This window comes from Microvirga sp. TS319, assembly GCF_041276405.1.
GTDB lineage: Bacteria > Pseudomonadota > Alphaproteobacteria > Rhizobiales > Beijerinckiaceae > Microvirga.
This window is the reverse complement of the sequence record NZ_JBGGGT010000002.1, coordinates 201893-227897: the sequence shown is the minus strand read 5'-3', so window position 1 is coordinate 227897 and position 26005 is coordinate 201893. Positions and strand designations below refer to the sequence as shown.

General features: G+C 67.3%; 22 protein-coding genes and 3 tRNA genes. 12 read left to right on the top strand and 13 right to left on the bottom strand.

Going from position 1 to position 26005, the window contains the following annotated elements:
• Positions 1 to 144 precede the first annotated feature (144 nt).
• On the top strand, positions 145 to 1860 hold the full coding sequence (locus AB8841_RS10520) for a methyl-accepting chemotaxis protein (protein WP_370435804.1): 1716 nt from the start codon (positions 145 to 147) through the stop codon (positions 1858 to 1860).
• 302 nt (positions 1861 to 2162) lie between these two features.
• On the top strand, positions 2163 to 2291 hold the full coding sequence (locus AB8841_RS10515) for a hypothetical protein (RefSeq protein WP_370435803.1): 129 nt from the start codon (positions 2163 to 2165) through the stop codon (positions 2289 to 2291).
• 220 nt (positions 2292 to 2511) lie between these two features.
• Here the strand turns inward: AB8841_RS10515 and AB8841_RS10510 are convergent.
• From AB8841_RS10510 to hemC, 7 genes are all read right to left on the bottom strand, one after another.
• Positions 2512 to 2586 (bottom strand) — tRNA-Gly (locus AB8841_RS10510).
• Between the two features lie 20 nt (positions 2587 to 2606).
• Positions 2607 to 2682, bottom strand: a tRNA-Ala gene (locus AB8841_RS10505).
• 108 nt (positions 2683 to 2790) lie between these two features.
• Positions 2791 to 2866: transfer RNA gene (locus tag AB8841_RS10500), tRNA-Thr, on the bottom strand.
• An 81-nt stretch (positions 2867 to 2947) separates the two neighbouring features.
• The gene (locus AB8841_RS10495) at positions 2948 to 4543 is read right to left on the bottom strand and encodes a heme biosynthesis HemY N-terminal domain-containing protein (RefSeq protein ID WP_370435802.1); all 1596 of its coding nucleotides are present in this window, start codon (positions 4541 to 4543) and stop codon (positions 2948 to 2950) included.
• Positions 4544 to 4558: 15 nt separating this feature from the next.
• Positions 4559 to 6034: a COG4223 family protein gene (locus AB8841_RS10490; RefSeq protein ID WP_370435801.1), complete on the bottom strand. Its 1476-nt coding sequence runs from the start codon at positions 6032 to 6034 to the stop codon at positions 4559 to 4561.
• A 248-nt stretch (positions 6035 to 6282) separates the two neighbouring features.
• Positions 6283 to 6981 carry a uroporphyrinogen-III synthase gene (locus AB8841_RS10485; RefSeq protein WP_370435800.1) on the bottom strand — a complete coding sequence of 233 codons (699 nt, stop codon included), beginning with the start codon at positions 6979 to 6981 and terminating at the stop codon, positions 6283 to 6285.
• Positions 6981 to 7907: a hydroxymethylbilane synthase gene (gene hemC / locus AB8841_RS10480; protein WP_370435799.1), complete on the bottom strand. Its 927-nt coding sequence runs from the start codon at positions 7905 to 7907 to the stop codon at positions 6981 to 6983. The genes AB8841_RS10485 and hemC overlap by 1 nt, the downstream gene beginning before the upstream one ends.
• 128 nt (positions 7908 to 8035) lie before the next feature.
• Between hemC and tsaD the strand changes: the two genes are divergently transcribed.
• From tsaD to AB8841_RS10465, 3 genes are read left to right on the top strand one after another with little or no spacing between them, the layout of a single operon-like run.
• Entirely contained in the window at positions 8036 to 9091 is a 1056-nt protein-coding gene (tsaD, locus tag AB8841_RS10475) for a tRNA (adenosine(37)-N6)-threonylcarbamoyltransferase complex transferase subunit TsaD (RefSeq protein WP_370435798.1), read from the top strand.
• Entirely contained in the window at positions 9091 to 10086 is a 996-nt protein-coding gene (locus AB8841_RS10470) for an NAD(P)H-dependent glycerol-3-phosphate dehydrogenase (RefSeq protein ID WP_370435797.1), read from the top strand. Before tsaD ends, AB8841_RS10470 begins: the two co-directional genes overlap by 1 nt.
• Before the next feature lie 12 nt (positions 10087 to 10098).
• Positions 10099 to 10512, top strand: coding sequence for an EVE domain-containing protein (locus AB8841_RS10465; RefSeq protein WP_370435796.1), 414 nt, complete (start codon positions 10099 to 10101; stop codon positions 10510 to 10512).
• On the opposite strand, the gene AB8841_RS10460 is transcribed toward AB8841_RS10465, so the two are convergent.
• Positions 10509 to 11381, bottom strand: a complete 873-nt coding sequence (locus tag AB8841_RS10460; protein ID WP_370435795.1) for a DUF1287 domain-containing protein — start codon at positions 11379 to 11381, stop codon at positions 10509 to 10511. The genes AB8841_RS10465 and AB8841_RS10460 overlap by 4 nt on opposite strands.
• Positions 11382 to 11840: 459 nt before the next feature.
• Between AB8841_RS10460 and acs the strand changes: the two genes are divergently transcribed.
• The 3 genes from acs to AB8841_RS10445 all read left to right on the top strand — a co-directional run bounded on the left by acs (position 11841) and on the right by AB8841_RS10445 (position 15008).
• Complete coding sequence (acs, locus tag AB8841_RS10455) at positions 11841 to 13799, top strand: acetate--CoA ligase (protein ID WP_370435794.1); 1959 nt, start codon at positions 11841 to 11843, stop codon at positions 13797 to 13799.
• A 166-nt stretch (positions 13800 to 13965) separates the two neighbouring features.
• A complete protein-coding gene (locus AB8841_RS10450) occupies positions 13966 to 14445 on the top strand; it encodes a bleomycin resistance protein (RefSeq protein WP_370435793.1) in 480 nt (159 codons plus the stop codon).
• A gap of 65 nt (positions 14446 to 14510) precedes the next feature.
• Positions 14511 to 15008 carry a L,D-transpeptidase gene (locus AB8841_RS10445; RefSeq protein ID WP_370435792.1) on the top strand — a complete coding sequence of 166 codons (498 nt, stop codon included), beginning with the start codon at positions 14511 to 14513 and terminating at the stop codon, positions 15006 to 15008.
• A gap of 36 nt (positions 15009 to 15044) precedes the next feature.
• Here the strand turns inward: AB8841_RS10445 and AB8841_RS10440 are convergent, their stop codons facing one another.
• The 4 genes from AB8841_RS10440 to AB8841_RS10425 form a co-directional block, all read right to left on the bottom strand.
• Positions 15045 to 16352 (bottom strand): class I SAM-dependent methyltransferase, encoded by a 1308-nt coding sequence (locus AB8841_RS10440; RefSeq protein WP_370435791.1) that lies wholly within the window; start codon positions 16350 to 16352, stop codon positions 15045 to 15047.
• A gap of 191 nt (positions 16353 to 16543) precedes the next feature.
• Complete coding sequence (locus AB8841_RS10435) at positions 16544 to 17434, bottom strand: sigma-70 family RNA polymerase sigma factor (protein WP_370435790.1); 891 nt, start codon at positions 17432 to 17434, stop codon at positions 16544 to 16546.
• Positions 17421 to 17882, bottom strand: coding sequence for a carboxymuconolactone decarboxylase family protein (locus AB8841_RS10430; RefSeq protein WP_370435789.1), 462 nt, complete (start codon positions 17880 to 17882; stop codon positions 17421 to 17423). Before AB8841_RS10430 ends, AB8841_RS10435 begins: the two co-directional genes overlap by 14 nt.
• Before the next feature lie 186 nt (positions 17883 to 18068).
• Positions 18069 to 18305, bottom strand: coding sequence for a DUF1674 domain-containing protein (locus tag AB8841_RS10425; protein ID WP_370435788.1), 237 nt, complete (start codon positions 18303 to 18305; stop codon positions 18069 to 18071).
• A gap of 144 nt (positions 18306 to 18449) precedes the next feature.
• Between AB8841_RS10425 and htpX the strand changes: the two genes are divergently transcribed.
• The 4 genes from htpX (at position 18450) to purH (ending at position 24358) form a co-directional block, all read left to right on the top strand.
• On the top strand, positions 18450 to 19370 hold the full coding sequence (gene htpX, locus AB8841_RS10420) for a zinc metalloprotease HtpX (RefSeq protein WP_370435787.1): 921 nt from the start codon (positions 18450 to 18452) through the stop codon (positions 19368 to 19370).
• Positions 19371 to 19375: 5 nt separating this feature from the next.
• Complete coding sequence (locus AB8841_RS10415) at positions 19376 to 20686, top strand: RsmB/NOP family class I SAM-dependent RNA methyltransferase (RefSeq protein ID WP_370435786.1); 1311 nt, start codon at positions 19376 to 19378, stop codon at positions 20684 to 20686.
• Positions 20687 to 20917: 231 nt separating this feature from the next.
• Positions 20918 to 22672 carry a heparinase II/III family protein gene (locus AB8841_RS10410; RefSeq protein ID WP_370435785.1) on the top strand — a complete coding sequence of 585 codons (1755 nt, stop codon included), beginning with the start codon at positions 20918 to 20920 and terminating at the stop codon, positions 22670 to 22672.
• 93 nt (positions 22673 to 22765) lie between these two features.
• Positions 22766 to 24358: a bifunctional phosphoribosylaminoimidazolecarboxamide formyltransferase/IMP cyclohydrolase gene (gene purH, locus AB8841_RS10405; RefSeq protein ID WP_370435784.1), complete on the top strand. Its 1593-nt coding sequence runs from the start codon at positions 22766 to 22768 to the stop codon at positions 24356 to 24358.
• A gap of 255 nt (positions 24359 to 24613) precedes the next feature.
• Here purH and AB8841_RS10400 read toward each other — a convergent pair whose 3' ends face one another.
• The gene (locus tag AB8841_RS10400) at positions 24614 to 25960 is read right to left on the bottom strand and encodes an MFS transporter (RefSeq protein ID WP_370439240.1); all 1347 of its coding nucleotides are present in this window, start codon (positions 25958 to 25960) and stop codon (positions 24614 to 24616) included.
• Positions 25961 to 26005 lie beyond the last annotated feature (45 nt).

Here is a 26005-nt window from a genome sequence, read left to right as displayed (position 1 = left end):
GCGTCTGCGGCTGGGGTGCGGCAAAGTGTACGCCCTCGTCTAGGACGAATTCCTGCGAAATCTCCAAGCAAGCTTCCCTCACTAAGTCCCCACCGACTTGCAAATGCGCGCCGTCGTGATGCCGGCGCCGAAATGGGGATGGGGATGTCTCAGGACACTTTCACAGCACGCTCGAAATGGCTGCGTGCCTTTACGGGCGTTGCCGGCCGCTTCTATGCCGGGATCGCCTTCGGCATTCTGGCCCTCGCGGCTCTGTCGATCTATGGCTCGATGACGATCTCGACGATCCTGATGGAGCGCAAGAAGGACGAGCTGAAGCATCTGACCGAAGCCGCTCTGACGATCATGGCGGATTACGGCAAACGCGCCGAGCAAGGCGAGCTGACGGCGGAGGAAGCCAGGAAGCGCGCGTTCGACACCATTCGCGCCCTTCGCTATTCGGGTTCCGAATATTTCATGGTCTATGACTACGACCACTTCCTGCGGGTTCACCCAATCAATCCTCAAACGGAAGGCCTGGACCGATCGGAGCTGCGCGACTCCACCGGATCGCAATACGTCAAGTCCATGATCGCCGGCGCGCGGGCCGGCGGTGGCTATACTGCCTATTTCTACCCGAAGCCGGGACAGACCGAGCCGTCTCCGAAACTGACCTACGCGGCGGCTTTCGAGAAATGGCGCCTCGTGGTAGCAACCGGAGTCTATATCGACGATCTCGAAGCCGTGGCGGCCTCCTACCGCAACCAGTTCCTGATCTTCGTCGTGCTGGCGACCGTGATTCTGATCGTCATCGCCTTCGGCCTGGGACGCAGCATCTCCCGTCCGATCCAGAAACTTGTCGCCGACATGCGCAGCCTCGCCGGCGGCGATCTGGCCGTGACGGTCGAAGGCACGACCCGCCGCGACGAAATCGGCGTGATGGCGAAGGCCGTCGAGGTCTTCAAGGAGAATGCGGTGGAGGCGCGTCGTCTTGCGGCCGCGCAGGAGGCGGAGACCCAGGCCAAGATGCGCCGGGCCGCGGTGCTTGACGCGCTCACGCAGCGCTTCGAGAGCAAGGTCTCGGCCCTGACGCAAGGGCTGTCGGCGGCCGCCACCGAGATGGAGGCCACGGCCGAGTCGATGAGCGCGGTGGCCGGCCAGACCAGCCGGCAGACCGTGACGGTGTCCTCGGCCGCCCAGCAGACCTCGGCCAATGTGCAGACGGTGGCGGCCGCCACCGAGGAGCTGTCGATCTCGATCCGCGAGATCGCCGCCCAGATCGGGCAGTCCTCGCAGGTGGCCGAACGGGCCGTGCAGGGCACCGAGCGCACCAACCTCACCGTGCAGGCGCTCGCGGCTTCCGCCGAGCGCATCGGCGACGTGATCCAGCTGATCAGCACGATTGCGGGCCAGACCAACCTGCTGGCGCTCAACGCCACCATCGAGGCGGCGCGCGCCGGCGAGGCCGGCCGGGGCTTTGCCGTGGTGGCGACCGAGGTCAAGGAGCTCGCTTCCCAGACCGCCAAGGCGACCGAGGAGATCGCGGCCCAGATCGGCGCGGTGCAGCAGGCGACGCAGGAGACGGTGACGGCGATCCGGGAGATTGCGCGCACGATTGCCGAGATGAGCCAGATCTCGACCTCGATCGCGGCCGCCATGGAGGAGCAGGGCGCGGCCACCGCCGAGATCGCCCGCAACGTCCAGGAGGCGGCGCGCGGCACCGAGGCGGTCACCGGCAGCATTGCGGATGTGCAGAACGGGGCCGGCGAGACCGGGGCCGCGGCGCATCAGGTGCTGGGCGCCGCCCAGGAGCTGGCGCGCCACTCCAGCGAGCTCGACCACGAGGTCGCGAGCTTCCTCTCCGGCGTCAAGGCCGCCTGAGGCTAGGGCATCGTGCGGCCCTTCGGGTCCGCACGAACGATGCGCTGATCCAAGAAGGGAGCGTCGCATGGATCCCAAACGCGGAGGCCACCTCTCACGTCCGATGCTCCAGGGCAGGAGCGAGAGCCCTGACCTGATCCCACCGCCATGAAGGATCGCTCCTAAAGCCCGGCAATACCGGGCTTTTTTCTTTTCCGCCACGCTGAAACAAGTTGGCCCGGCGGGCCTTTTTAACAATGACAGGCCTCACTCCCGCGCGCCGAGAACGAGCCTGTCGCAAACAGCGGATCGGCAGATCGCCCGTGCGGGTTCCCGAATCGGCCGCCGACCGCAGTCATGACAGGACGGGCACCCGCCCCGGTCCGGACGAGATGGAGGCTGAGATCGAAACACCGCCTGGGCTGATGGCGTCCTCCACCGTGCCGGATTGAGCATGGCGGACGACTCCCAGCTTTACAATCGACACCCTACAGAACCGGTTTAGCCGGATCGAGCATCCCTGATGCATGACCTTCGGGACTAACCTTTGCAAGGTCACCCCTGCGGGCCCTCCGCACTCCCTGGCGAGAGGGCCCGTTTCGCATGCAGAGTCGCCGGCACGGACATCGGAAAAAGCAAAAAGGCCGCCCGAAGGCGGCCCTTTTTGGAAATTGGAGCGGGCGAAGGGATTCGAACCCTCGACCCCAACCTTGGCAAGGTTGTGCTCTACCCCTGAGCTACACCCGCACGCTCCGTTTCGATCAGATTGGTGGAGCCGAGCGGGATCGAACCGCTGACCTCGTGAATGCCATTCACGCGCTCTCCCAACTGAGCTACGACCCCAGTCTGATCTGCGGCACGGTGGAAACCCGTGCCCCTCTCCCAATCGCTTAACGGCAACCTGCCCTTAAGGCAACCCCTTTCCAACCTCTTGAAATTCAAGAGGAAGAATGGTGCCGCAAGAGGGATTCGAACCCCCGACCCCCTCATTACGAATGAGGTGCTCTACCAGCTGAGCTATTGCGGCGTGCCGATCATGCGATCGAAGAGGGCGTCCTCATACCCTCTCGCCTGCCGCTTGGCAAGGGCAGGCGAGAACTGATTTTGCCTACCAAAGAGAAAAAGCGCTGCGACGGGCCGACGCCGGCTCCTCGGGCTTGGGCACGTCCGGCGGCGTCGCGGGAAAAACCACCGCTTCCGCCCGAGGCGAAGGCATGTCCTCCTTCGCGGGCTCCGGCCAGGCCGCCTCGACCGTCTCCACGGCCGCGACGGTCTCCGCCGGCGCCGATGCGGGCTCTGCGACGGAGGAAGCGGCTGCGGCCGGTTGCGGTTCATCCCGGACGGGGGTCACCGACAGTGCCCTGGGCTCGTCGTCGAGATCCGCCGTGACGTCGTCGCTCATGGTGATTTCCGGCGCGATCAGCACATCCGGCGGGGCCTGCCAGACGAAAGAGTCGAGACGGCCGGTCACCGGGGAGATCGGGGCCCAGTGATCCGACACGACCCCGTCCGCGATCCAGGCGGGGTCGCGCGGGGCACGGGTGGCGCGGGCCAGCCATTCGCGTCCCTTGCCGGTGGAGCCGTGCTCCGCCTGTTCGAGATCGGACATCAGGAGGCAGACCCGCATGGATGGCCGGTCCGCGAGCAGCGGTTCGAGCGCATCCCGGACGCGGTCGAACTCGCGCGCTTCGAGCGCCGAGCGGGCCACCGCCAGGCGTCCCTCCGGCGCGCCGCCCGAGAGTTTGAACAAGGTCTCGGCGCGCCTGAGCCGGTCCAGGCCCGAATCGCCCGGGCGCAGGTTGAGATAGACCTCGGCGAGATCCGGATGCGGCTGGCTGCGCCACGCCGTCTCCACGATCTTGGCAGCCCGGCGCAGATCGCCCCGGCGCGCCAGGAGCTTTCCGGCGAGCGCGGCGGCGGGCACGAGATCGGGCGCGAGTTTGACCGCGTCCTGGGCGCTCCGCAGAGCGCCCTCGGGATCGCGCTCGGTCCGGTCGAGGGCATCGGCCGTCAGAAGCACCGCCCGGTGACGCTTGGCGGTGGCCTTGTCGAGAAGGCCGAGGGACGTGCGCCGCTCGATGGCGTCGAGCGCCCCGCGCCAATCGCCCTCGGCGCAGCGCGCCTCCAGGACCGCATCGCTCGCCCAGGCGGCCGCCGGAGCCAGGCGCACGGCCTCTGTGGCGAATTCCCGCGCCGCATCGGCATCGCCCCGGCGACGGGCCTCCACGAAGAGGCCACGCAGGCCCAGCACCCGCGTCTCGTCCTCGTCCATCATCTGCTTGAAGGCGGCCTCCGCCGCTTCCCGGTTGCCCGAGACCTGGGCGGCCTGGGCCTTGAGGAGAAGCGTCAGAGGCTCGTGGCCGAGGAGCCGCTCGGCCTCGTTGGCATAGCGGCGGGCCGCGATGGTATCGCCTGCGCCCACGGCCACCATGCCCCGCGAGACCGCCTGATAGCCCCGGGAGCGGCGGCGCGCCCGCGACGCGAAGGTCAAGCGCGAGGGCAGCCGCAGGATCGTGCTCACGGCCGCCCAGAGCAGGGCCAGAGCCAAAGCCAGTCCCGCGAGGGCGACGGCCGCCACCGCGACGGACATCTGCACTTCATAGCCGCCGAAGGTGATCAGAACCGTTCCGGGCCTGTCGGCGAGCCAGACCGCCCCGAAGGCCGCGACGCAGAGAAGACCGATGAAAAGTAGAGCACGCCACATTCTGGGCTGTTCCTTTTATTGCGTCGAACGGTTGAGGGCCGCGAGGGCTTCCCCGGAGAGATCGCGGGAGGCCTGCCGGGCCTCCGCCACGGCCTGGACCTGCCGCCCCCACGCCTCCGAGATCCTCCGCGCGGGCTCGGGCAGGGAGGACCAGGCGGCTGCCGCCTCCGACACGTCACCGGAGGCCAGGGCCTGCCGGATCCTCGCCGCCGTGGCCTCGGCGCCGGTCCCATTAGGTTCGTTCACCGGCCGCACGGTGACCACCTTGTCCAGCATGCGCAGCACCCGGTCGGACCATTCGCCCGAGGCCGATCGCTCGTCCCGCAGGATCTGCGCCTCGAGAGGCTCGAAGCTCGCGCGCAGGGCGGCAGCGGTCGGTGCGCCCTTCTCGGCGAACGGCTCCAGGGCCTGCAGCCGCCCGGCATCGGCGCCGTTCTTGCGCAAGGCGTCCAGCACCTCCGCATAGGGCGTGCCGTTGCGTAACGCATCGCTCAGGCGCTCGGTGAGAACGACCCGCGTGCTGGTCTGGCCCGCCGCCTCTGCGCTCTTGCCGCTCTCGGCGACCTGCTGGGACAGGGCCGCGAGGCGCTGATCCTGCTCGCCTAGGCGGCGGTTCAGATCCTGCACCGCGTTCGAGGCCCCGGCGGCGCTCTGCGCCCCGGCGCGCACTTCGCCCTCGAGCGTCCGGACCGTATTCTCCACGGTCTCGAGACGGTCGGACTTCTCCAGGGCGCCGAGACGATTGGAGAGATCGGCGACGCGGCCGGAGAGTTCGGTCAGCGCCGCATCGTTCTGGGACGGCGGCGCGGCAGGCTCCGGCAGCGGCCGGTTGAGCGCCTCCTCGGCCCGCGCGGCGGCGCGGTTCGCGGCGTCCTGGATCTCCTGAAGGCGCTGATCGAGGGGAGCGCGGGCCTCTTCGAGCACCCTCAGGCGCTCTTCGATCGGCGACAGGTCCACATTCTGCGGACCCGGCTGCTGCGGGGCAGGCCGGGACTGGCTCAAGGCACTCACCCGCTGCTCCAGCTGCGCGATGCGTGGATCCTCCGGGGCCGGTGAGGTCTGCTGCCATTGTCCGAGGCCATAGACGAGACCGGCACCGATCAGGCCGCCGAGGAGGCCGGACCCGATCAGGGCGGCGGCCGAACCGCGGCGCTCCGGAGCGGGCGCCGGAGCCGGGCCGGAAGAGGCGCTGTCCGGCTCGTCTGGCGGGGGCGGCGGCCCCTCATCGGCGGCCGCGCCGGCCCCGAGGGTGTCGGCGGCAAGGCCCGAGTCGGGTGCCGCCTCCCCCGGAGCCGGGCTGTCCTCGGCCGGTGCCTCGGCCTTGGGCATGATCGTTTCCTCGGGCTTCACGGCATCCCAGGCCTTGTCGGTGTCCTTGCCCGGCTGAACGCCTTCGTCGACCACCGTCGCCTTCAGGTCGATGGTCGCCGGCTCGCGGGCAGGTTTCCTGCGGGAGGTCTTGGGAGCTTTGGGATCGGATGAATCGGTCACAGGTCACTCTTGGAAGGGCAATTCGGACACGTCGGGCTCAGACTGGGGACTCGGACTGGAACGCAATTGAGGCAAGCTTGAGCGCACCCTTCGGTTCCCCGGAGGCGCCGGCGCATCAGGGACAGGGGATGGATTTCTCGGACAAGGTCCTCTCCTTCGGCAAAGATCCCGGAGTATCGGACGCGACAACGCCGCGTCCGATGCCCCTTCTCTCAATCAGCGCATCGTAAGCGAAGCGGTGACGAAGGTCACGAAGGGCTCCGCACCAGTTCGAGGAGCGCATCCTCGTGGGGCCAGCTTGCCATGCGCGTAGCGGCGCCGATGGCCTTGAGAGGGGCCGAGACATCTTCGGACAGGCAGACATGAAGGCAGCCCAGGATGGCGGATCGAAGCCCCGCCTTCTCCGCCTGCCGTACGAAAAGATCCGCGCTCCGACGGGAATAATGGAGCACGGCCTCGATTTTGCCAGTGCGAAGGGCCTCCAGGGCCGCCTCGGGCAAGGCCGCCAAGGCTTCGGCCTCGTAGACCTCCCAGGACAGCATCGTGAATCCGGCGGCGCTCAGGGAGGCCGCCGGCTCTTCCTTATGATGGCGCGCCGTAACGTGAAGCAAGGTCCGGGGCGGCCGAAGCGTCTCCCGGATCAGCCGGGACAGGGACACCGCATCGCCCTCGGCCGTGGCGACGGAGGTAAATCCCGCCTCCAGCAGCGCGTCGGTAGTCCGCTCGCCGACGGAGAAAACGGGAACGGCCTTGTCCGGATACGCGGCGAGGCCCTCCACCGCATGGGCGCTGGTGACGATGAGGGCGTCATGAGGATTCGCGGGCGCGGGATCGCCGGTCAGCACGACGCGGAGCACAGGCGCGATCACCACCTCGTGACCCAGGGCCGCGAGCTTCTTTTCCGTGCGCTCCGCATCCTCGTAGGCGCGTGTGAGGAGGATCCGCATCAGATTGCCAGGAATCCGGCCGGCATGCGGGTGCGAAGCTCGGTTCCGACCTCGCGTCCGAGCGTCACGGCGTCGTCCGGCGAGCCGCGCCGGACCGTCTCCAGGGTTTCGGAGCCGTCCGGGCGCAGGACGAGGCCGCGGATCTCCAGTTCGTCTCCCACCATGCGGGCATGGCCGGCGATCGGTGTGCGGCAGGAGCCGTCAAGAATGGTCAGGAAGGCCCGTTCGGCGGCAAGCGCATGGGCGGTGGCGGCATCGAGAATCGGCTGCAGGCTCTCGCGCACCCGGGCGTCCTCGGCACGGATCGCAATCGCGATGGCCCCCTGCCCCACGGCCGGGAGGAAGTCGTCGGTATCGAGCATGGCGGTCACATGATCGGTCAGCCCGAGACGGCGCAGGCCTGCCATGGCCAGCAGAGTGGCATCCACCTCGCCGCGCTCCAGCTTGGACAGCCGAGTCTGGACGTTGCCGCGCAGCAGCGTGACCTTCAGGTCGGGCCGCAGGCGGCGGACCTGCGCCTGGCGGCGAAGGGACGCGGAGCCGACGACGGCGCCGGGGGGCAGCTCGGCGAGGCTGTTGTAGCGGTGGCTGATGAAGGCGTCGCGCACATCTTCCCGGGGCAGGAAGCCCGCGATCACGATGCCCTCCGGCAGGGTGGTCGGCAGGTCCTTGGCGGAGTGGACGGCCAGATCGATGGCGCCTTCGAGCAGCGCGATGTCGAGTTCCTTGGTAAAGAGCCCTTTGCCGCCGGCTTCCGAGAGGGGACGGTCCTGAATCGCATCGCCCGTGGTCTTGATGATCGACAGAGGGAGGTTTTCGATCGCCCAGCTATGGGCGGCCACCAGCCTGTCTTGCGTCTCGTGGGCCTGCGCCAGCGCCAGAGGGCTGCCGCGCGTGCCGATGACCAGGGTCGGTGAAGAGGTCATTCCCGCTGCTTACTCCTGCTTGAGGACAACATCCGCGTTTGATCTTGTGCGGCGGGGCGGACTATAGGGTGAGGACAGCCGGGCCGAAAGCCCGAAAGATCACTTAGAGCCAACGGTACCGACAGACCATGCGCATCCTCGGCATCGAAACCACCTGCGACGAAACCGCGGCCGCCGTGGTGGGCGTCGGCTTCGACGGGCGCGGCGAGATCCTCTCCAGCGAGGTCCTGAGCCAGATTGCCGAGCACGCGGCCTATGGCGGCGTGGTGCCGGAAATCGCGGCCCGCGCCCATGTGGAGGTGCTCGACCGCCTGATCGCCCGCGCCCTCAAGGCGGCGGGCTGCACGATCAAGCAGATCGACGGCATCGCGGTGGCCGCGGGCCCCGGCCTCATCGGCGGCGTGCTCGTGGGCCTCACCACCGCGAAGGCCATCGCGCTCGTGACCCGCAAGCCCCTGATGGCCGTGAACCACCTCGAAGCCCATGCGCTCACGGCGCGGCTCACGGACGGGATCGGCTTTCCCTACCTGCTTCTGCTCGCGTCCGGCGGCCATACGCAGCTCGTGGCCGTGAAGGGCGTGGGGGATTACGTGCGCATCGGCACCACCATCGACGACGCCATCGGTGAGGCCTTCGACAAAGTGGCGAAGATGCTGGGCCTGGCCTACCCAGGCGGGCCCCAGGTGGAGCGCGAGGCCGCGAAGGGGAACCCCGAGCGCTTCGCCCTGCCCCGGCCCATGCAGGGGCGGGCGGAGCCGAACTTCTCCCTGTCGGGCCTCAAGACCGCCGTGCGGATCGAGGCCGAGAAGATCGCCCCCCTCACCCAGACCGACATCGCCGATCTCTGCGCGAGTTTCCAGGCCGCCATCGTCGACGTGGTCGTGGACCGCACCCGCGTGGGCCTGCGCCGGTTCCGTGAGATCGCGGGCGCCCCGAAGGCGCTCGTGGTGGCGGGCGGCGTGGCCGCGAACCAGGCCATGCGCCAGGCCCTCCAGCGCCTGGCCGTCGAGACCGGCCTCAAGCTCGTCGCGCCGCCCCTGGCGCTGTGCGGCGACAACGCCGCCATGATCGCCTGGGCCGGCCTCGAGCGCATGCGGCTCGGCCTCATCGACGACATCGACGCCCCCGCACGCGCCCGCTGGCCCCTCGACACCAGCGGCCAAGCCGTGGGAGCCAAGGCCTGATGCCCGGGGCGACGGGTCCCATCGGCATCGCCGGAGCCGGGGCCTGGGGAACGGCGCTCGCCAATGCCGCCGCCATCGCCGGGAACGACGTGATTCTCTGGATGCGCTCTCAGGAGCAGGCTTCGGAGCTCGCCGGCACCCGCGCGAACGAGCGCTTCCTCCCCGGCGCCCGTCTGCTCGACCGCATCGCGCCGACCGCCGACCTGAGCCTCCTCGCCGCGAGCCATGCGGTCCTTCTCGTTACGCCCGCGCAGACGACGCGGGAACTGGCAGGGGCACTCGCGGGCATTCTCCCGCGCGAGACGCCCCTCGTGCTCTGCGCGAAGGGCATCGAGCGAACCACCGGGGCCTTCCTGTGCGACGTGGTTGAGGAGGTCCGCCCCGGCGCTCCGGTCGCTGTCCTGTCGGGCCCGAGCTTCGCCCATGACGTGGTGCGTGGCCTGCCCACCGCCGTGACGCTGGCCTGCCGCGACGCGGCCCTGGCCGAGGATCTCGCTGTCGCCCTCTCGGGCCCGACCCTTCGCGTCTATCACGGCACGGACGTGCGCGGCGTGGAGATCGGCGGCGCCGCCAAGAACGTTCTGGCCATCGCGTGCGGCGCAGTGACCGGACGCGGCCTCGGCGAGAGCGCGAAGGCCGCCCTGATCGCCCGCGGTTTCGCCGAGCTTCTGCGCTTCGCCCGCGCCTATGGCGGGGAGGCCGGGACCCTGATGGGCCTGTCGGGGCTCGGCGACCTCGTGCTCACCTGCTCGTCCACGCAATCGCGCAATTTCTCCTTCGGCTTTCGGCTCGGCCAGGGCATGGGCGTGCAGGCCGCCTCGGGCGGAAAGCTCGTGGAGGGCGCCACGACGGCCGGTGCCCTCGTGGCGCTGGCGCGCGAAAAGGGCATCGACATGCCGATTGCCGAAGCCGTCGAGAAAATCCTCTCGGGCGCATGGACCCTCGACGAGGCGGTCGATGTGCTCATGAACCGTCCCATCAAGTCCGAACATTGAGTTAAGAAGAACATGGCCAAGTGGCTCTACAAGTCCGAACCCTCCGTCTGGTCCTGGGACCACCAGGTCGCGCAAGGCGACAAGGGCACCCACTGGAACGGCGTGCGCAATCACGTCGCCAAGCAGAACCTGATGGCGATGAAACTGGGCGAGCAGGGCTTCTTCTACCATTCCAACGAGGGCAAGGCGGTCGTCGGCATCGTGGAGGTGATCAAGGAATACTATCCCGATCACACCGACGAGACGGGCAGGTTCGGCATGGTGGACGTGAAAGCCGTGAAGGCCTTTCCGCGGCCGGTGACCCTTGACGAGATCAAGAAGCATCCCGGCCTCGAGAAGATGATCCTGGTCAACAATTCCCGCCTCTCGGTCCAGCCGGTGACGGACGAGGAATGGTCCATCCTCTGCCAGATGGGCGGGCTTTAAGGCGAAGCCGACACGAAGCGGTAATGCCCCGTGATGGGAAACGCGAAGAGCCCATCCTCCTCGCGTGCGCCCGCGCCGATGTTGTGGATCATGAGCGGCCTTGCGCCATCGAGGCTGCGCCGATCCGACACGATCGCGATGTGAGGCAGGTTCCCAGGCAGCATCTGAGTCACCAGATCCCCCGGCCGATAATCGGTAGGGTCGGGTGTGACGGGAAGCGACGCGCCCTTGCGCTGAAAGAGCGTCTGCAGATTGGGAACGCGGCGGTGGTCGATGTTCGGATCGGGCTGCCTCAACGCCCATTGCCTGGGATAGGCCGCGAATGAAGACTTCATGTCCTCATGCACAAGCTTCTGGAGATCGATCTTCAAGGCTGCACGATAGGCGCGGACGATCACATCCGTGCAAACGCCCTGCTCGGGAGCGACATCGCCTCCAGGATACGACAGGCGGACGTAAGCGGGGTTGTAGGTGAGCGTTACGCCGACTTGGGCACGGGCGGCGTTAACCAGCCGCCGCGCGGGATTTTCGGCCGTCTCGGCCCACGCATGGGGCGTTGCGATCCAAACAGACAGGAGCAGGAAGGCTGTCGGCCACGCGCGACAGGCATTCAGGGTCTTGATCAGTGTTGGAGGCCCATAGCGGTCGCTGCGCTTGCGAAAGAACCGGGCGCGCCACAGGCCAATGGCAGCTCCAAGCACGCCCATGATCAGCATGAGGGAAAAGCCGAAATAGACAGCTCCGAAGGCAACAGCCACGCCGTCGAGCTTTTTGATTCTGACATATTCAAGCCACCCGAAGAACCCGACCGTAGCGCCGGTCAAGCTGCCGATGACAGCGCCTATCAGCGTGTGGGCGATAAAGCGCATGCTATGGGACCGTGGGAGCAAAGGGCGGGCTGTTGCTACGGCTCCATGCTCGCCAGAGACCGATGAGAAGCCCCAAACCGGCGCCTCCCATCATTCCTATGAAACCATTCATTTTGGAGCCAAATTTGCACGAGCCCTCCATACAAATTCTATCGATGAGGGTGAGCCAGGAGAGCAGTTCAGACCCGTAATAGCCCCCAAAAGCGCCCAGTCCGGCACCGACGATAAAGCCAAGGAGCGGGTAGATCATGAAACGCATTGCTCACACCCTAAGTCGCCAAGTACGACTAGGTCCTTTCAGTCAATAAAGCAATATAGTTTCACTGTCTTGGGTTTGAGTTTTGTCCTTGAAAGGGGCAACGACCAAAGTCCGATCCCGGTCCCGCTTGCTCAGCCCCACTCTCTTTCCTTAAACCTAGACCTAAATACCCCCCTCATGAGGTGTCTGGGAGAAGCGCCATGGAAGAGAAGATCTACGACGTCCCGTCCGAATGGACCCACCGCGCCTATCTGGACGATGCGGGCTATCGCGCGAAATACGAGGCTTCGGTGAAGAATCCGGAGGCCTTCTGGGCCGAGGAAGCCAAGCGGATCCACTGGTTCAAGGAACCGACCCGGATCAAGAACACCCATTTCGGCCCCGGCAACGTCTCGATCCGCTGGTTCGAGGACGGCATCACCAACGTGGCCTATAATTGCGTCGACCGGCACCTGCACACCCGCGGCGATCAGGTCGCGATCATCTGGGAAGGCGACGATCCTTCCGAATCCAAGAAGATCACCTACCGCCAGCTGCATGCGGAAGTCTGCCGCATGGCCAACATCATGCGCAATCGCGGCGTCGGCAAAGGCGACCGCGTCACGATCTACATGCCGATGATCCCGGAAGCGGCCTATGCGATGCTGGCCTGCGCGCGTCTCGGCGCCATCCATTCCGTCGTGTTCGGCGGCTTCTCGCCGGATTCGCTCGCAAGCCGCATCCAGGACGCCAAGTCCGCCTTCATCGTCACCGCCGACGAGGGCCTGCGCGGCGGGCGCAAAGTCCCCCTGAAGGTGAACGTGGACGCCGCCATCGAGCGCGTCGGCCCGGGCGTGGTCGATCACGTGCTCGTCGTTCGCCGCACCGGCGGAGCCTTCAACATGGTGCCCGGCCGCGACGTCTATTACGACGAGGCCGCGAAGATGGTCTCGGACGATTGCCCCTACGAGGAGATGCACGCGGAGGATCCGCTGTTCATCCTCTACACCTCGGGAAGCACGGGCACCCCGAAGGGCGTGCTGCACACCACCGCCGGCTATCTCGTCTTCGCGTCGATCACGCATCAATATGTGTTCGACTATCATGACGGCGACATCTACTGGTGCACCGCCGACGTGGGCTGGGTGACGGGCCATTCGTACATTCTCTACGGGCCGCTCGCGAACGGCGCGACGACGCTCATGTTCGAAGGCGTGCCCACCTATCCGTCGATCTCCCGCTTCTGGGAGGTCATCGACAAGCACCGCGTGAACATCTTCTACACGGCGCCGACCGCGATCCGCTCCCTTATGCAGGCGGGCGAGGAGCCGGTGAAGAAGACCTCCCGCAAATCGCTGCGCCTCCTCGGCTCCGTGGGCGAGCCGATCAATCCGGAAGCCTGGGAGTGGTATCACCGCGTCGTCGGCGACGGCCGCTGCCCCATCGTGGACACCTGGTGGCAGACCGAGACCGGCGGCATTCTCATCACGCCGCTGCCGGGCGCGACGAAGCTCAAGCCCGGCTCCGCCACGCGGCCCTTCTTCGGCGTGAAGCCGGAAGTGGTGGACGCGGACGGCAAGGTCCTGGAGGGCCCGGCCGAGGGCAATCTCGTGATCGCCGATTCCTGGCCTGGACAGATGCGCACGGTCTACGGCGACCACGAGCGCTTCGTGCAGACCTACTTCTCCACCTATCCGGGCAAGTACTTCACCGGCGACGGCTGCCGCCGCGACCAGGACGGCTATTACTGGATCACCGGCCGGGTTGACGACGTGATCAACGTGTCCGGCCACCGCATGGGCACGGCGGAGGTGGAATCCGCTCTCGTCGCCCACCCGAAGGTCTCGGAGGCCGCCGTCGTGGGCTATCCGCACGACATCAAGGGCCAGGGCATCTACGCCTATGTGACGCTGATGGCGGGCATCGAGCCCTCGGAAGATCTGCGCAAGGAGCTGGCGGCCTGGGTGCGCAAGGAAATCGGCCCCATCGCGTCGCCGGACCTGATCCAGTTCGCGCCGGGACTGCCCAAGACCCGCTCCGGCAAGATCATGCGCCGGATCCTGCGCAAGATCGCCGAGGACGAGTTCGGCTCTCTCGGCGATACGTCGACGCTGGCCGACCCCGCCGTAGTCGACGACCTCATCACCAACCGCCAGAACAAGCGCACGCAGGCGGCGTAATCGTTCGAGGCTCGGCTCCTCATCAGGCCCCTCCCGTCATGGCCGCGCTCGTCGCGGCCATCCACGTCTTCGGAACCACCGCGCCATCAAGACGGCCATGTCCGGCCCAAGGCCGGGCATGGCGGGGTGGTGCGTCATCCGAAACACCACCAGGATACGAACTCCCATGACCCTTCCGACCTCGGCCGAGCGGAATCTCTCCTCCGGCACGGGCCGCCTGCCGGAAGGCGGCTTCAATGCGCTCGTGCCCGAACTCGACGTCACCGACATCGACGCGAGCCTGCGCTTCTGGTGCGGCCTTCTCGGCTTCGCGGTCGCGTATGACCGGCCGCAGGCGAAATTCGCCTATCTCCAGCGCGAGGGCGCGCAGGTGATGCTGTGCCAGATCAACCGCAACTGGGAGGTGGGTGCCCTGGAGCGTCCCTTCGGGCGCGGCATCAATTTCCAGATCGCGGCCCGCGACATCGATCCGGTCGTGAACGCCTTGAGGGAGGCCGGCTGGCCTCTGTACCGGGAGCCGTTCGAGGCTTGGTATCGCTTAGGCGACGATGTAGAGAGCGGCTCGCGCGAGTTCCTGGTCCAGGACCCGGACGGCTACCTCATCCGCTTCGCACAGAATATGGGCCGCAAGAAGCTGACCGAATAGCGGGAACCGCGGCCGTTTCCTTCGCGTCTCATCCCCATGCTGTCGAAGCTGGAGGGTTTTGAGACATGTCTGACCGGATCGCCGTTGCGCTCGCCGCCCTGCTCCTGGCCGCCTCGGGCGCGTCCGCCCGCGAGGTCGTGCCGTTCCGGGAGAGCGTCTCGCCCGGCACCATCGTGATCAGGACGGGCGAGCGGCAGCTCTATTACGTGCGCGGCGATGGGACGGCCCTGCGCTACCGCGTGGCCGTGGGCAAGCCCGGCAAGCAATGGTTCGGAGAGGCGCGGGTCGACGGGAAATACGTGCGGCCCGCCTGGGCGCCGCCGAGAGAAGTCAAACGCGACAATCCGCGCCTGCCCGACGTGATTCCGGGCGGCGCGCCCAACAATCCCATGGGTGCGCGGGCCCTCACCCTCGATCTCGACGAATACGCCATCCACGGCACCAACCGGCCGGGCTCCATCGGCACCTACGCGTCCTACGGCTGCATCCGCATGCTCAACCAGGACATTATCGATCTCTACGATCAGGTGAGCGTGGGAACGCGGGTGGTGGTCACTCCCTGAAGCATCGGACGAGACGCCAGACCCGCATCCGATGCTTCAGGCATAGAGATCCGCCCGCGACGGCGGAAGGCCCGAGGGCCCGCGCGTGCGCTTGGACACGAGGGTCTGGTTCACGCCCACGGCCGCGCGCTCGAAGGCCAAGGAGCAGCCGGCGAGATAGAGAAGCCACATGCGGGTCTTCTCCCGGCCCACCATGGCCTCGGCCTCCTTCTGCCGGGCGCTCAAGGACTCCCACCACAGGCGCGTGGTGCGCTGGTAATGTTCGCGCCAGCCCTCCACGTCGTGCACCTCGAAGCCGAAGCGCTCCAGATTGGCGACCGACATGCCGAGATGGTCGAGCTCCCCGCCGGGGAAGATGTAGCGCGTGAGCGCCTTGTATTCGGGCTTGAGCTTGCGGAAGGCCCTGTCGCTCTTCTTGGCGCGCCGTGCGATGCTGTGGTGCAGATAGAGGCCACGCGGCCTGAGCAGCCGATGCACCGAGCGGAAGTAAGTGGGGTGGTTCCTGATGCCCACATGCTCGAACATGCCGATGGAGGAGATCTTGTCGAACTCGCCCTCCATCTGGGTGAAATCCTTCACCAGAACCTCCACGCGGTCCTGCAGCCCGAGGCGTGCGGCCTTCTCGCGGGCGAGCTTCGCCTGCTCCTCGGCGAGCGTCACGCCCGTGGCCTTGACCCCGTAATGCTGCGCCGCATGGCAGATCAGGGCGCCCCAGCCGCAGCCGATGTCGAGGAGGCGGTCGCCGGGCTTGAGCCGCAGCTTGCGACAGATCATGTCGAGCTTGTCGGTTTGAGCGCGGGCGAGGTCGTCGTGCCAGTCGGGCTGAAAATAGGCGCAGGTATAGACCATCTCCGGATCGAGGAAGAGGCCGTAGAAATCGTTCGACACGTCGTAGTGATAGGCGACGTTCTTCTTGTTGGTCTGGGGCTTTCCTTCCCGCGCGTCGGGATCCTCCTGGACCTCGTTCAGGGGGCGCGGCATGTCGGCGGGCGCGCGCAGGAAATGATAGGCGACCCTCAGGGCCTTGAGCTTGCCCACGCGTCTGAGGCGCCGGCCCGCCTTCTGCGGGCGCTGGGCGGCGAGGTCGAAGATGGTGCCGTTCTTGAGGTCGAGCATGCCCGACACATAGGCGTTGAGGGCCGTGTCCAGGTTCGGGCGCCGGACGAGGCTCGCGACCACGTTCTCGTGCCGGATGACGAGGCGCATGGCATAGGACGGCAGGTCGGCAGGAACCGAGGATCCGTCCCACAGCTCGAAGCCGAACGACAGATCGAGCGCCCTGTGCGCATCGCCCAGGATATCACGGAACATTTCCAGCCGTGCCGTCTTGCCCGCCTCAGCCATGAGCCCTCCTTGTTTCGGGCACGTTAGCGCATCGTGCGGAAAAGTGGATCCGGTTTTTCGCAGGAACGATGCGCTCACCTAAGAAGGGAGCATCGGAGGGGGTCCCAAAAGTGGCTTCCGCTTTTCGCGTCCGATGCTCTGGCGGGTGGTCCGGGCCGGAACAACCGTTCCGTTATCCGCTCTGCACATCTTCAGATGCCGTCCGGGCCGGCCAGGGCGGAAAGATGCCGGAGCTTTTCGGGGTTCCGGACCAGATAGATGCCGACGATCCGGCCGTCCCGGATGTCGAGCGCCGTCGTTTGCGGAAGGCCGTCCTGCTCAAGAGTGACGTATCCGGGCAACCCGTTGATCAGTCCCCGGTAGAGAACGGGCGGGGTTTGAAAGAGGGACTTTTTCGCCACCCCCACGAACAGGCCGGAAACCCTGCGGAATCCGAAGAGCGGATTCAGGGCCGCGCTTCGAATGCCGCCGCCATCCGAATAGGCCACGACGTTGTCGGCCAGAATGTTCCGGAGAGCCGTCAGGTCGCCGCTGCGCGAGGCTGCGAAGAACGCGTCCGTCATGCGCTCACCTTCGTCCCGGGCGATCGTGTAGCGCGGCCTTGCGGCCTGGACGTTCTTTCGCGCGCGTGCGGCCAGTTGCCGACAGGCGGCCGGCTCCCTGTTCAGGGTGAGGGCGATCTCATCGAAGCCCATCCCGAAGACATCGTGCAGGAGAAAGGCGGCACGCTCCAGAGGCGACAGCCGCTCCAGCGCCAGCATGAGGGTGAGGGAGAGATCCTCCGCCTGCTCCTCCTCGAAGGACGGCTCCAGGACCGGTTCGGGCAGCCAGGGGCCCACATAGGTCTCGCGCCGGACCCGCGCCGATTTGAGCACGTCGAGGCACAGGCGCGTGACCGTTCTGGACAGGAAGGCGGCCGGCTCCCGAACGACGGAGCGGTCCGTCTGGTGCCAGCGGATAAAAGCCTCCTGCACGACGTCTTCCGCTTCGGCGACGGAGCCGAGCATCCGATAGGCATGGCGGATCAGCCCCGGCCTCAGGGGCTCGAACTGATCCGCCGCATCGGCGTCAGGCGGCCGCACGGCCCGCTCCGGCCGGATGAACGGAACGGAAGCCGATGGCGAGGCGGTTCCAGGCATTGATCGCGCCGATCAGCACGGTCAGGTTCACCTGCTCCTCGGGCGTGAAATGCGCGCTGAGCCGGGCGTAATCCTCGTCGGGGGCATGGGTCTCGGCCACCAGCGTCAGGGCTTCGGTCCAGGCCAGGGCCGCCCGCTCGCGGTCGCTGTAGAGGGGTGATTCCCGCCAAGCGTCGAGGAGGTAAAGCCGCTCCTCGGTCTCGCCACGGGCGCGCGCATCCTTGGTGTGCATGTGAATGCAATAGGCGCAGCCGTTGATCTGAGAGGCGCGCGTCTTCACCAGATCGATCAGGCTGTGCTCCAGCCCGCTGTTCTTCAGGGTGTTTTCCAGGTCGATCAGGGGCTTCAGGGTGCCTGCCGCCACTTCGAAGGGCATCAACCGTGCTTTCATCGTCTTGTCCTTATGCATTGCGTTGCGAACGACACGAAGACGAGGCGGCGACGCCGGATGTGACATGCCGGCGCGATTATTTTCTACAGCATCGGACATGAGATCGAACCCACGTCCGACGCTGTAGCATTGTGATCTTGAGCATCTTTTCGCGCAAAACCGGTTCCCACTTTTGCGTTCGATGCTCTAGAAATCGCTGGCGAGGCCTTTCACCTCCCAGTCATCGTAGCGCACGGGCTCCAGCCCGCCACGGCCCTGATGTTCCTTCTCCCTGGCGATCTCGGCCGCGTGGGCGTCGATCTCATGGCGCCGCCGGGCGGCCTCTTCGAGGGCTCGCTGGGCCGCGGGCGAGAGGATTTTTCCGGGCGCGGCCCCATCCAGGACGGGACGCGAGGTGTTCTCGGGAGTATCGTTGGTGCTCATGACAAGGCTTTTAACAGGTCCGGACTGGCTGCGGGAGAGGCCAATGGGCGCGGACGCTCTTGGTCGGGAGCTCTTGGTCGGGAGCTCGACCGTTCCCACATGAGGGGCGAAACGGATGATTGTCTGCTCGACGTGGAGACCCCGATGAACACCGTCAAGACCGGAATGCTGCTGGCCGGCCTCATGGCCCTGTTCGGCGTCGTCGGCTATCTGCTCGGCGGCGCGACCGGCATGATGATCGCGCTGGGCTTAGGCCTTGCTACCAATCTCTATGCCTATTGGAACTCCGACCGGCTGGCGCTCGCCGCCCATCACGCAGTGGAGGTGGACGAACGGACCGCGCCGGATCTGGTCCGCATGGTACGGGATCTGTCCCGCAACGCCGGCCTTCCCATGCCGCGGGTCTACCTCATCGACAACCCGCAGCCGAACGCGTTCGCCACCGGCCGCAACCCGGAAAACGCCGCAGTCGCGGCCACCACGGGCCTTCTCAACATGCTCTCCTACGACGAGGTCGCGGGCGTGATGGCGCACGAGCTCGCCCATGTCAGGAACCGCGACACCCTCATCATGACCGTGAGCGCCACCATCGCGGGCGCCATCGCGACGCTGGCGCAGTTCGGCTTCTTCTTCGGCGGGCGCGGCAACGAGCGGCCCAACCCGATCGTGATGCTGGCGACCGTCATCATCGCGCCGATCGCCGCCATGATCATCCAGATGGCGATCAGCCGCTCGCGGGAATACGACGCCGACCGGATGGGCGCCCAGATCTGCGGCCAGCCCCTGTCGCTGGCCTCGGCGCTGGCGAAGATCGCGGGCGGCGTGGCCCATGTGCCCAACATGGACGCCGAGCGCCATCCGGCCACGGCGCCCCTCTTCATCATCAACCCGCTCTCCGGCCACGGCATGGACAACCTGTTCTCCACGCATCCGGCGACGGAAAACAGGATTGCGGCGCTCCAATCTTTGGCGCAGGAGATGGGGGCCGCGCCGCAGGCCGGCTTCGTCACGCAAAGCGCATCGAGTCCCTGGGGCCAGCCGCCCCGCCGCGGACCTTGGGGTTAAGAATTTTGAGTCAATCGGAAGAACAGGCGGGCTTAGGTCCCCGCCGCCTCGCCTGGATGGCGGTTACGGAAACCATGAAGCGGCGCGTGCCGCTCGACGACGTGCTGGACGAGCTCTCGCCCAAGGAGAACCTGTCTGCGCGCGACGAGGCCCTCGCGCGGGCCATCGCGATCGTGACTTTCCGCCGCCTCGGAACCCTCGGCCGCGCGCTCAACGAGCGCCTCAACCGGGAGCCCAAGGACGAGCGGCTGCTGCATCTTCTCGCCACCGGCGCGGCCCAGATCCTCTTTCTCGACGTGCCGGACCATGCCGCCGTCGACTGTGCCGTGCAGCTCGCGCAGGAGGACGCGAAGCTTTCCCACGCGGGCGGCTTCATCAATGCCGTGCTGCGGCGCGTCGCCCGCGAGCGCGACATGATCCTGGCACGGCAGGAGCCCTGGCTCGACACGCCCACCTGGCTTGAAGAGCGCTGGGTGGCGCAATATGGCGAGGAGCTCGCGGCCAGGATCGCGGAGGCGCATCGCGCCATGGCGTCGGTCGACCTGTCCGTGAAGGAGGAGGCCGCCTCCTGGGCGGAGCGCGTCAACGGCGTTCTGCTGCCCACCGGCAGCATCCGCCTTCAGGAGCGCACCGCGATCCGCGACCTTCCGGGCTTCGACGAGGGCGCATGGTGGGTGCAGGACGCCGCTGCCGCCCTTCCGGCGCGCCTGCTCCAGGCCCGGCCCGGCGAGCGCATCGCGGATCTGTGCGCCGCTCCGGGCGGCAAGACGGCACAGCTCGCCGTGACCGGCGCCGACGTGCTCGCCGTCGACCGCTCGGCAAAGCGCCTCAAGCGGCTGGAGGACAATCTCGCCCGCCTCCACCTCAAAGCCGAGACCCGCGCCATCGATGCCGAAAAGCTCGATGAAGCGCCCTTCGACGCCATCCTGCTCGACGCGCCCTGCTCGGCCACCGGCACGATCCGCCGTCATCCGGACGTGGCCTGGACCAAGAGCGAGGAGGACATCCGCAAGCTCTCGGGACTTCAGACGCGCCTGCTCGACAAGGCGGCGGGCCTGCTGAAGCCGGGTGGGCGCCTGGTCTACTGCACCTGCTCGCTCGAAGCCGAGGAAGGCGAACGGCAGGCCGCGGGCTTTCTCGTCCGTCATCCCGACTTCGCCCGCCAGCCGATCACGGCCGACGAAATCGGCGGCCTCACCGAATGCCTCACCCCCGAGGGCGACCTGCGCACCCTGCCCTGCCATCTCGTATCCCCCGGTCACGAGCGGGGTGGCCTCGACGGCTTCTTTGTCGCACGCTTCGTGAAGGCATCCTGATTGCAAGAGGCCGGGCCCTGTCCTCATCCTGAGGCGCTGCGTCCGCGGTGCCTCGAAGGAGAAGCAAGGCCGATTTTCATTCGGGACGGGTTGCCCCCGCAATCCTCGCCGGGTTGAGGACAAGCCTGATGAACCCGAACAATGCGGCAAGCGCTTACGCGTTGTTAACCAGTCAGCAGGAACTCCCCCTTATGCTGGCGCGGACGAGCTTGACGTGAAGGAGCGCCACGGGTGGATTTCGGGCCAGATCGCTGGCGTCTGTACAGGCTCGCCTTGTCGGAGGCGGGCCGCGGCATGCGTGGGGCCACGGTCTGGAGCCTGTCCAAGGTGTTCACCAGGACGCCGCAGCCGGTGCGCCTGCTCTTCGCGCCGCAGGATTTGCGCACCGCCGACCCCACCATCGCGACCGACATCTATTCCGGTTTTTTCGCCTTCGCGGGCCGCGCCATCACCACGAGCGGCCGATCGCCCTTCGCCTTCGCGCCGCCGAGCCGGGCATGGGCCGAGGCGCTCTACGGCTTCGGCTGGCTGCGGCACCTGCGCGCCGCCGGCACCGCTCTCGCGCAGGCCAATGCCCGCTCGCTGGTCGACGAGTTCGTCTCGTCGAAGCTGGGCGACCGGAAGACCGCCTGCGACACGCAGGTGATCGCCCGCCGCCTCATGTCCTTCATCAGCCAGTCGCCGCTGATCCTCGAAGGGGCGGACCATGCGTTCTATCAGCGCTTCCTGCGCCTCATCGGGCAGCATGTGCGCGAGCTCGAGCGCCATGTGCGCTCCGGCGCCCTGCCCCAGCAGCAGCTCATGGCCGCCATCGCGCTCTGCTATGCGGGCCTGTGCTGCGAGGGGCTCGAGCGGCACTTGAGGCGGGCGAGCCGCCTGCTCGCCCGCGAGCTGGAACGCCAGATCCTCGCCGACGGAGGCCATGCGAGCCGCAATCCGCGCATCCTGGTCGAATTGCTCTTCGACCTTCTGCCGCTGCGCCAGATGTTCGCCAGCCGCGAGGTCGACACGCCCGGGGCCCTGCTCAACGCCATCGATCGCATGCTGCCCATGGTGCGGATGTTCCGTCACGGAGACGGCACGCTCTCGCATTTCAACGGCATGGGCGTGACGGCGGCGGATCATCTCGCCACCCTGCTCACCTACGACGACATGCGCAGCCAGCCGATCCAGCACGCGCCCCATTCGGGCTACGAGCGGATGGAGGCCGGGCGCAGCCTGCTGGTGATGGATGTGGGCGCGCCGCCACCGACGCCCCTGTCGACGGAGGCTGGGGCGGGTTGCCTGTCCTTCGAGTTCTCCTCGGGTTCGCAGCGGATCGTGGTCAATTGCGGCACGCCCCGGATTGCGGGCGACGCCATCATCCAGGCCTCGCGCTCGACGGCCGCGCATTCCACCGCTTCGATCAGCGACGTCTCGTCCTGCCAGATGGTCGGCGACAGGGGCACCTGGCTGAACCGCCGGATCGGGCGCTGGCTCCTCGGCCGCATCGGGCCGGTGGTGATCTCGGGCCCCGAGCGGGTCACCTCCGAACGCAGCGAGCGCGAGCACGCGCAGGTTCTCACCGCCAGCCACGACGGCTACCGCCCGCGTTTCGGCCTGACCCACGAACGTCGGCTGCAGCTCGCTCCCAAGGGCAATCTCCTGGAGGGCGAGGACGTCTTCTGGGGCGAAGGCGCCGCCACGACGGAAGCGGTCATCCGCTTCCATCTCGCCCCCGGCGTCCGGGCGAGCCGGGCGCAGGGCGGCCGGGTGGTCATGCTCGTGCTGCCCAACCAAGAGGCCTGGCAGTTCTCGGCCCTTCCCGTCGAAGCCTCCGTAGAGGACAGCGTGTTCCTGGCCGCGCCCGACGGCATGCGCCGCACGGAGCAGATCGTTCTCGGCATCCGCCCGGGCGAGACCCCGTCCGTCCGCTGGCGCTTCGAGCGCCTGGCCCGCACGTTCAATCCAGGCCAGCCCTCCGAGGCCAACTCCGATCTGCTCTGACCGCAGGGCTGCAAATCCGGCCACTCGGGTTCCCAACCCGGATTCATCGTGCTATCGCGCCCGCATTCTTACCCCTTCAATGGAGCGGCCGCCATGCCGAGCGATCCGAAGCGCATCTCCCGCGCTCTGCTTTCCGTATCCGATAAGACGGGTCTCGTGGACTTCGCCCGGGCGCTGTCCGAGCGCGGGGTCGAGCTGGTCTCCACCGGCGGCACGCACAAGGCATTGAGCGAGGCCGGCCTTCCGGTGAAGGACGTGAGCGATCTCACGGGCTTTCCCGAGATGATGGACGGGCGAGTGAAGACGCTCCATCCCGCCGTTCATGGCGGCCTCCTCGGCATCCGGGCCAACCCCGAGCATCAGGCGGCGATGCTCGCCCACGGCATCCAGCCCATCGACCTCCTGGTCGTGAACCTCTATCCCTTCGAGGCGACGGTGGCGGCCGGCAAGCCCTTCGACGACTGCATCGAGAACATCGATATCGGCGGCCCCGCCATGATCCGCGCGGCGGCCAAGAACCACGGCGACGTGGCCGTGGTGGTGGACGGCACCGATTATGCCGCGGTCCTTTTCGATCTCGCCCAGCACGACGGCGCCGTTACCGCGACCCTGCGCCGCCGCCTCGCCCAGAAGGCCTATGCCCGCACGGCCGCCTATGACGCCGCGATCTCCAACTGGTTCGCCAACGAGCTGAACGAGCCGAACCCGCCCTTCAGGGCCATTGGCGGCGCGATCGCGGAGGTGATGCGCTACGGCGAAAATCCGCACCAGAGCGCCGCCTTCTATCGCACCCCCGAGCAGCGCCCCGGCGTCGCCACCGCCCGCCAGGTACAGGGCAAGCAGCTCTCCTACAACAACATCAACGACACCGACGCGGCCTATGAGGCCGTGGCCGAGTTCAACCCGGACCGCTCCGCCGCCATCGTGATCGTCAAGCACGCCAACCCCTGTGGCGTGGCGGAAGGCAAGAGCCTCGTTGAGGCCTACGAGAAGGCCCTGCGCTGCGACCCCGTTTCCGCCTTCGGGGGCATCGTGGCCATGAATCGCCCGCTCGACGCGGAGGCGGCAAAAGCCATCACCGAGATCTTCACGGAAGTGATCATCGCGCCGGAAGCGAGCGAGGAGGCCATCGCCATCGTGGCCGCCAAGAAGAACCTGCGCCTGCTGCTCGCGGGATCCCTGCCCGATCCGCGCCAGCCGGGCCTGACCATCCGCACGGTGGCGGGCGGCTTCCTGGCGCAGGGCCGCGACAACGCCATCGTCGACGCCATGGACCTGAAGGTGGTGACGAAGCGCGCGCCCAGCGAGCGCGAGCTCGCGGATCTGCGCTTCGCGTTCCGGGTCGCCAAGCACGTGAAGTCGAACGCCATCGTCTATGCCAGGGACCTGGCCACGGTCGGCATCGGCGCGGGCCAGATGAGCCGCGTCGATTCCTCCCGCATCGCCGCCTGGAAGGCAGCGGAGGCCGCTAAGGCCGCGAACCTGCCCGAGACCCTCGCCAAGGGCTCGGTCGTGGCATCCGACGCCTTCTTCCCCTTCGCGGACGGCCTGCTCGCCGCAGCCGAGGCCGGCGCCACCGCCGTGATCCAGCCCGGCGGCTCCATGCGCGACGACGAGGTCATCAAGGCCGCCGACGAGGCCGGTCTCGCCATGGTCTTCACGGGCCATCGGCATTTCAGGCACTGAATGTCAGAGCTGTCCCCACGCTCCTTCTGTCATGGCCGGGCTCGTCCCGGCCATCCACGTCTTTGGCAGCACTTGAGCATCGGACGCGGAAGCGGATTTGCACCTTTGGGATTCGATCCGATGCTCCTTTCTTGGAAAGAGCGCATCGATCTCGCGAAAAACCGGGGCCACTGTTTCGCGCGATGCGCTACGTCTGAAAGAAAGAACTGAATCCCCAGCCCGGCGTCGGGGATGACGAACTGACAGACAATCGGCTTACGCCTTCTTCACGCCGCTCAGAAGGGCGAAACCCGCGAGCAGGAACAGGATCAGCACCGCCGGTCCCGCGGCCTGCGTCCTGAAGATCGCGGTGGCAAGAGCCACGGCGAGCGGCGCCAGGAAGGACGTGACCTTGCCGGACAGGGCCAGCAGACCGAAATAGCGCCCGGCCTCGCGGGCCGGCACGAGCCGCGCGAGCATGCTGCGGGACGAGGCCTGCAGCGGCCCTGCCACTGCCCCGATGACGAGGCCGAGCAGAACGAACAGCTTTTCGGGCGCGGAATCGTAGAGGCCGCCGTCGGGCGCGGACGGTGCGGTCGGAATCACGAAGAGAACGTGCTCGCGGCCGAGCGACAGCACGCCCACGCAGACGAGGGCGAGCACCAGGATCGCACCCAGGATCACGGGCTTCGCGCCGAAGCGGTCGTCGAGACGCCCGCCGATCAGCGCCCCGGCCGTTCCCGTGATGGTGAGCAGGATGCCGAAGAGGCCGAGTTCCGTCGCCTGCCATCCGAAGACACCCGCGCCATAGATGCCCCCGAACGCGAAGAGCGCGACGAGCGCGTCCTGATAGACCATGTTGGCGATGAGGAATCTCAGCACGCCTTCGTGCCGCCGGGCGTCCTCGAGCGTGCTCCGCACCTGCGCGAGCCCCTGGCGCACTGCCTCGCCGAACCGCAGCTTGGAGCGCGCGATGTCGGGCGTGAAGAGAAAGAGCGGCAGGACGAAGACGAGAAACCACAGGGCCGAGAACGGACCGGTGACCCGATCGCCTTCGCGTAAGACGGGATCGAGCCCGAAGAGAGGCGTGAAGCCGAGAACCGTCCTGCCGCTGCCTGCATCCGCCGCGAGGAAGCCCAGCACGATCACCAGCGAGATCAGCCCGCCGAGATAGCCGATTGCCCAGCCGGTACCCGAGAGCCGCCCGTAGCGATCCGGCGGCACGAGATGCGGGATCATCGCGTTGTTGAACACGGCCGCCACTTCCACGGCGATCGTCGCGAAGGCGAAGCCGACCAGGGCGGTTGCGATCGCATGCGGCGCGCCCGGCGCGGCGTACCAGAGGGCGAAGGAGGCCACGAACAGCGCGAGGCCGCAGGCGGCGATCCAGGGCTTCTTCGGCCCCGTGGCGTCGGCCACCGAGCCGAGAACGGGCGAGAGAATCGCGAGAGCGAAGCCCGCCGCCGCCGTCGCGTAGCCCCACAGGCTCTGGCCCGTCACGGGATCGGGCGCGAGCGAGGCCGCGAAATACGGCGCGAACACGAAGGTCGTGACCAGCGTGAAGAACGGCTGGCAGGCCCAGTCGAACAGAAGCCAACCCAGTATGGCGGGGCGCGAGGCCATGACGGGCCGGACCTGCCGCCCGCTCCCGCTCGCCGGCCTGTCTTC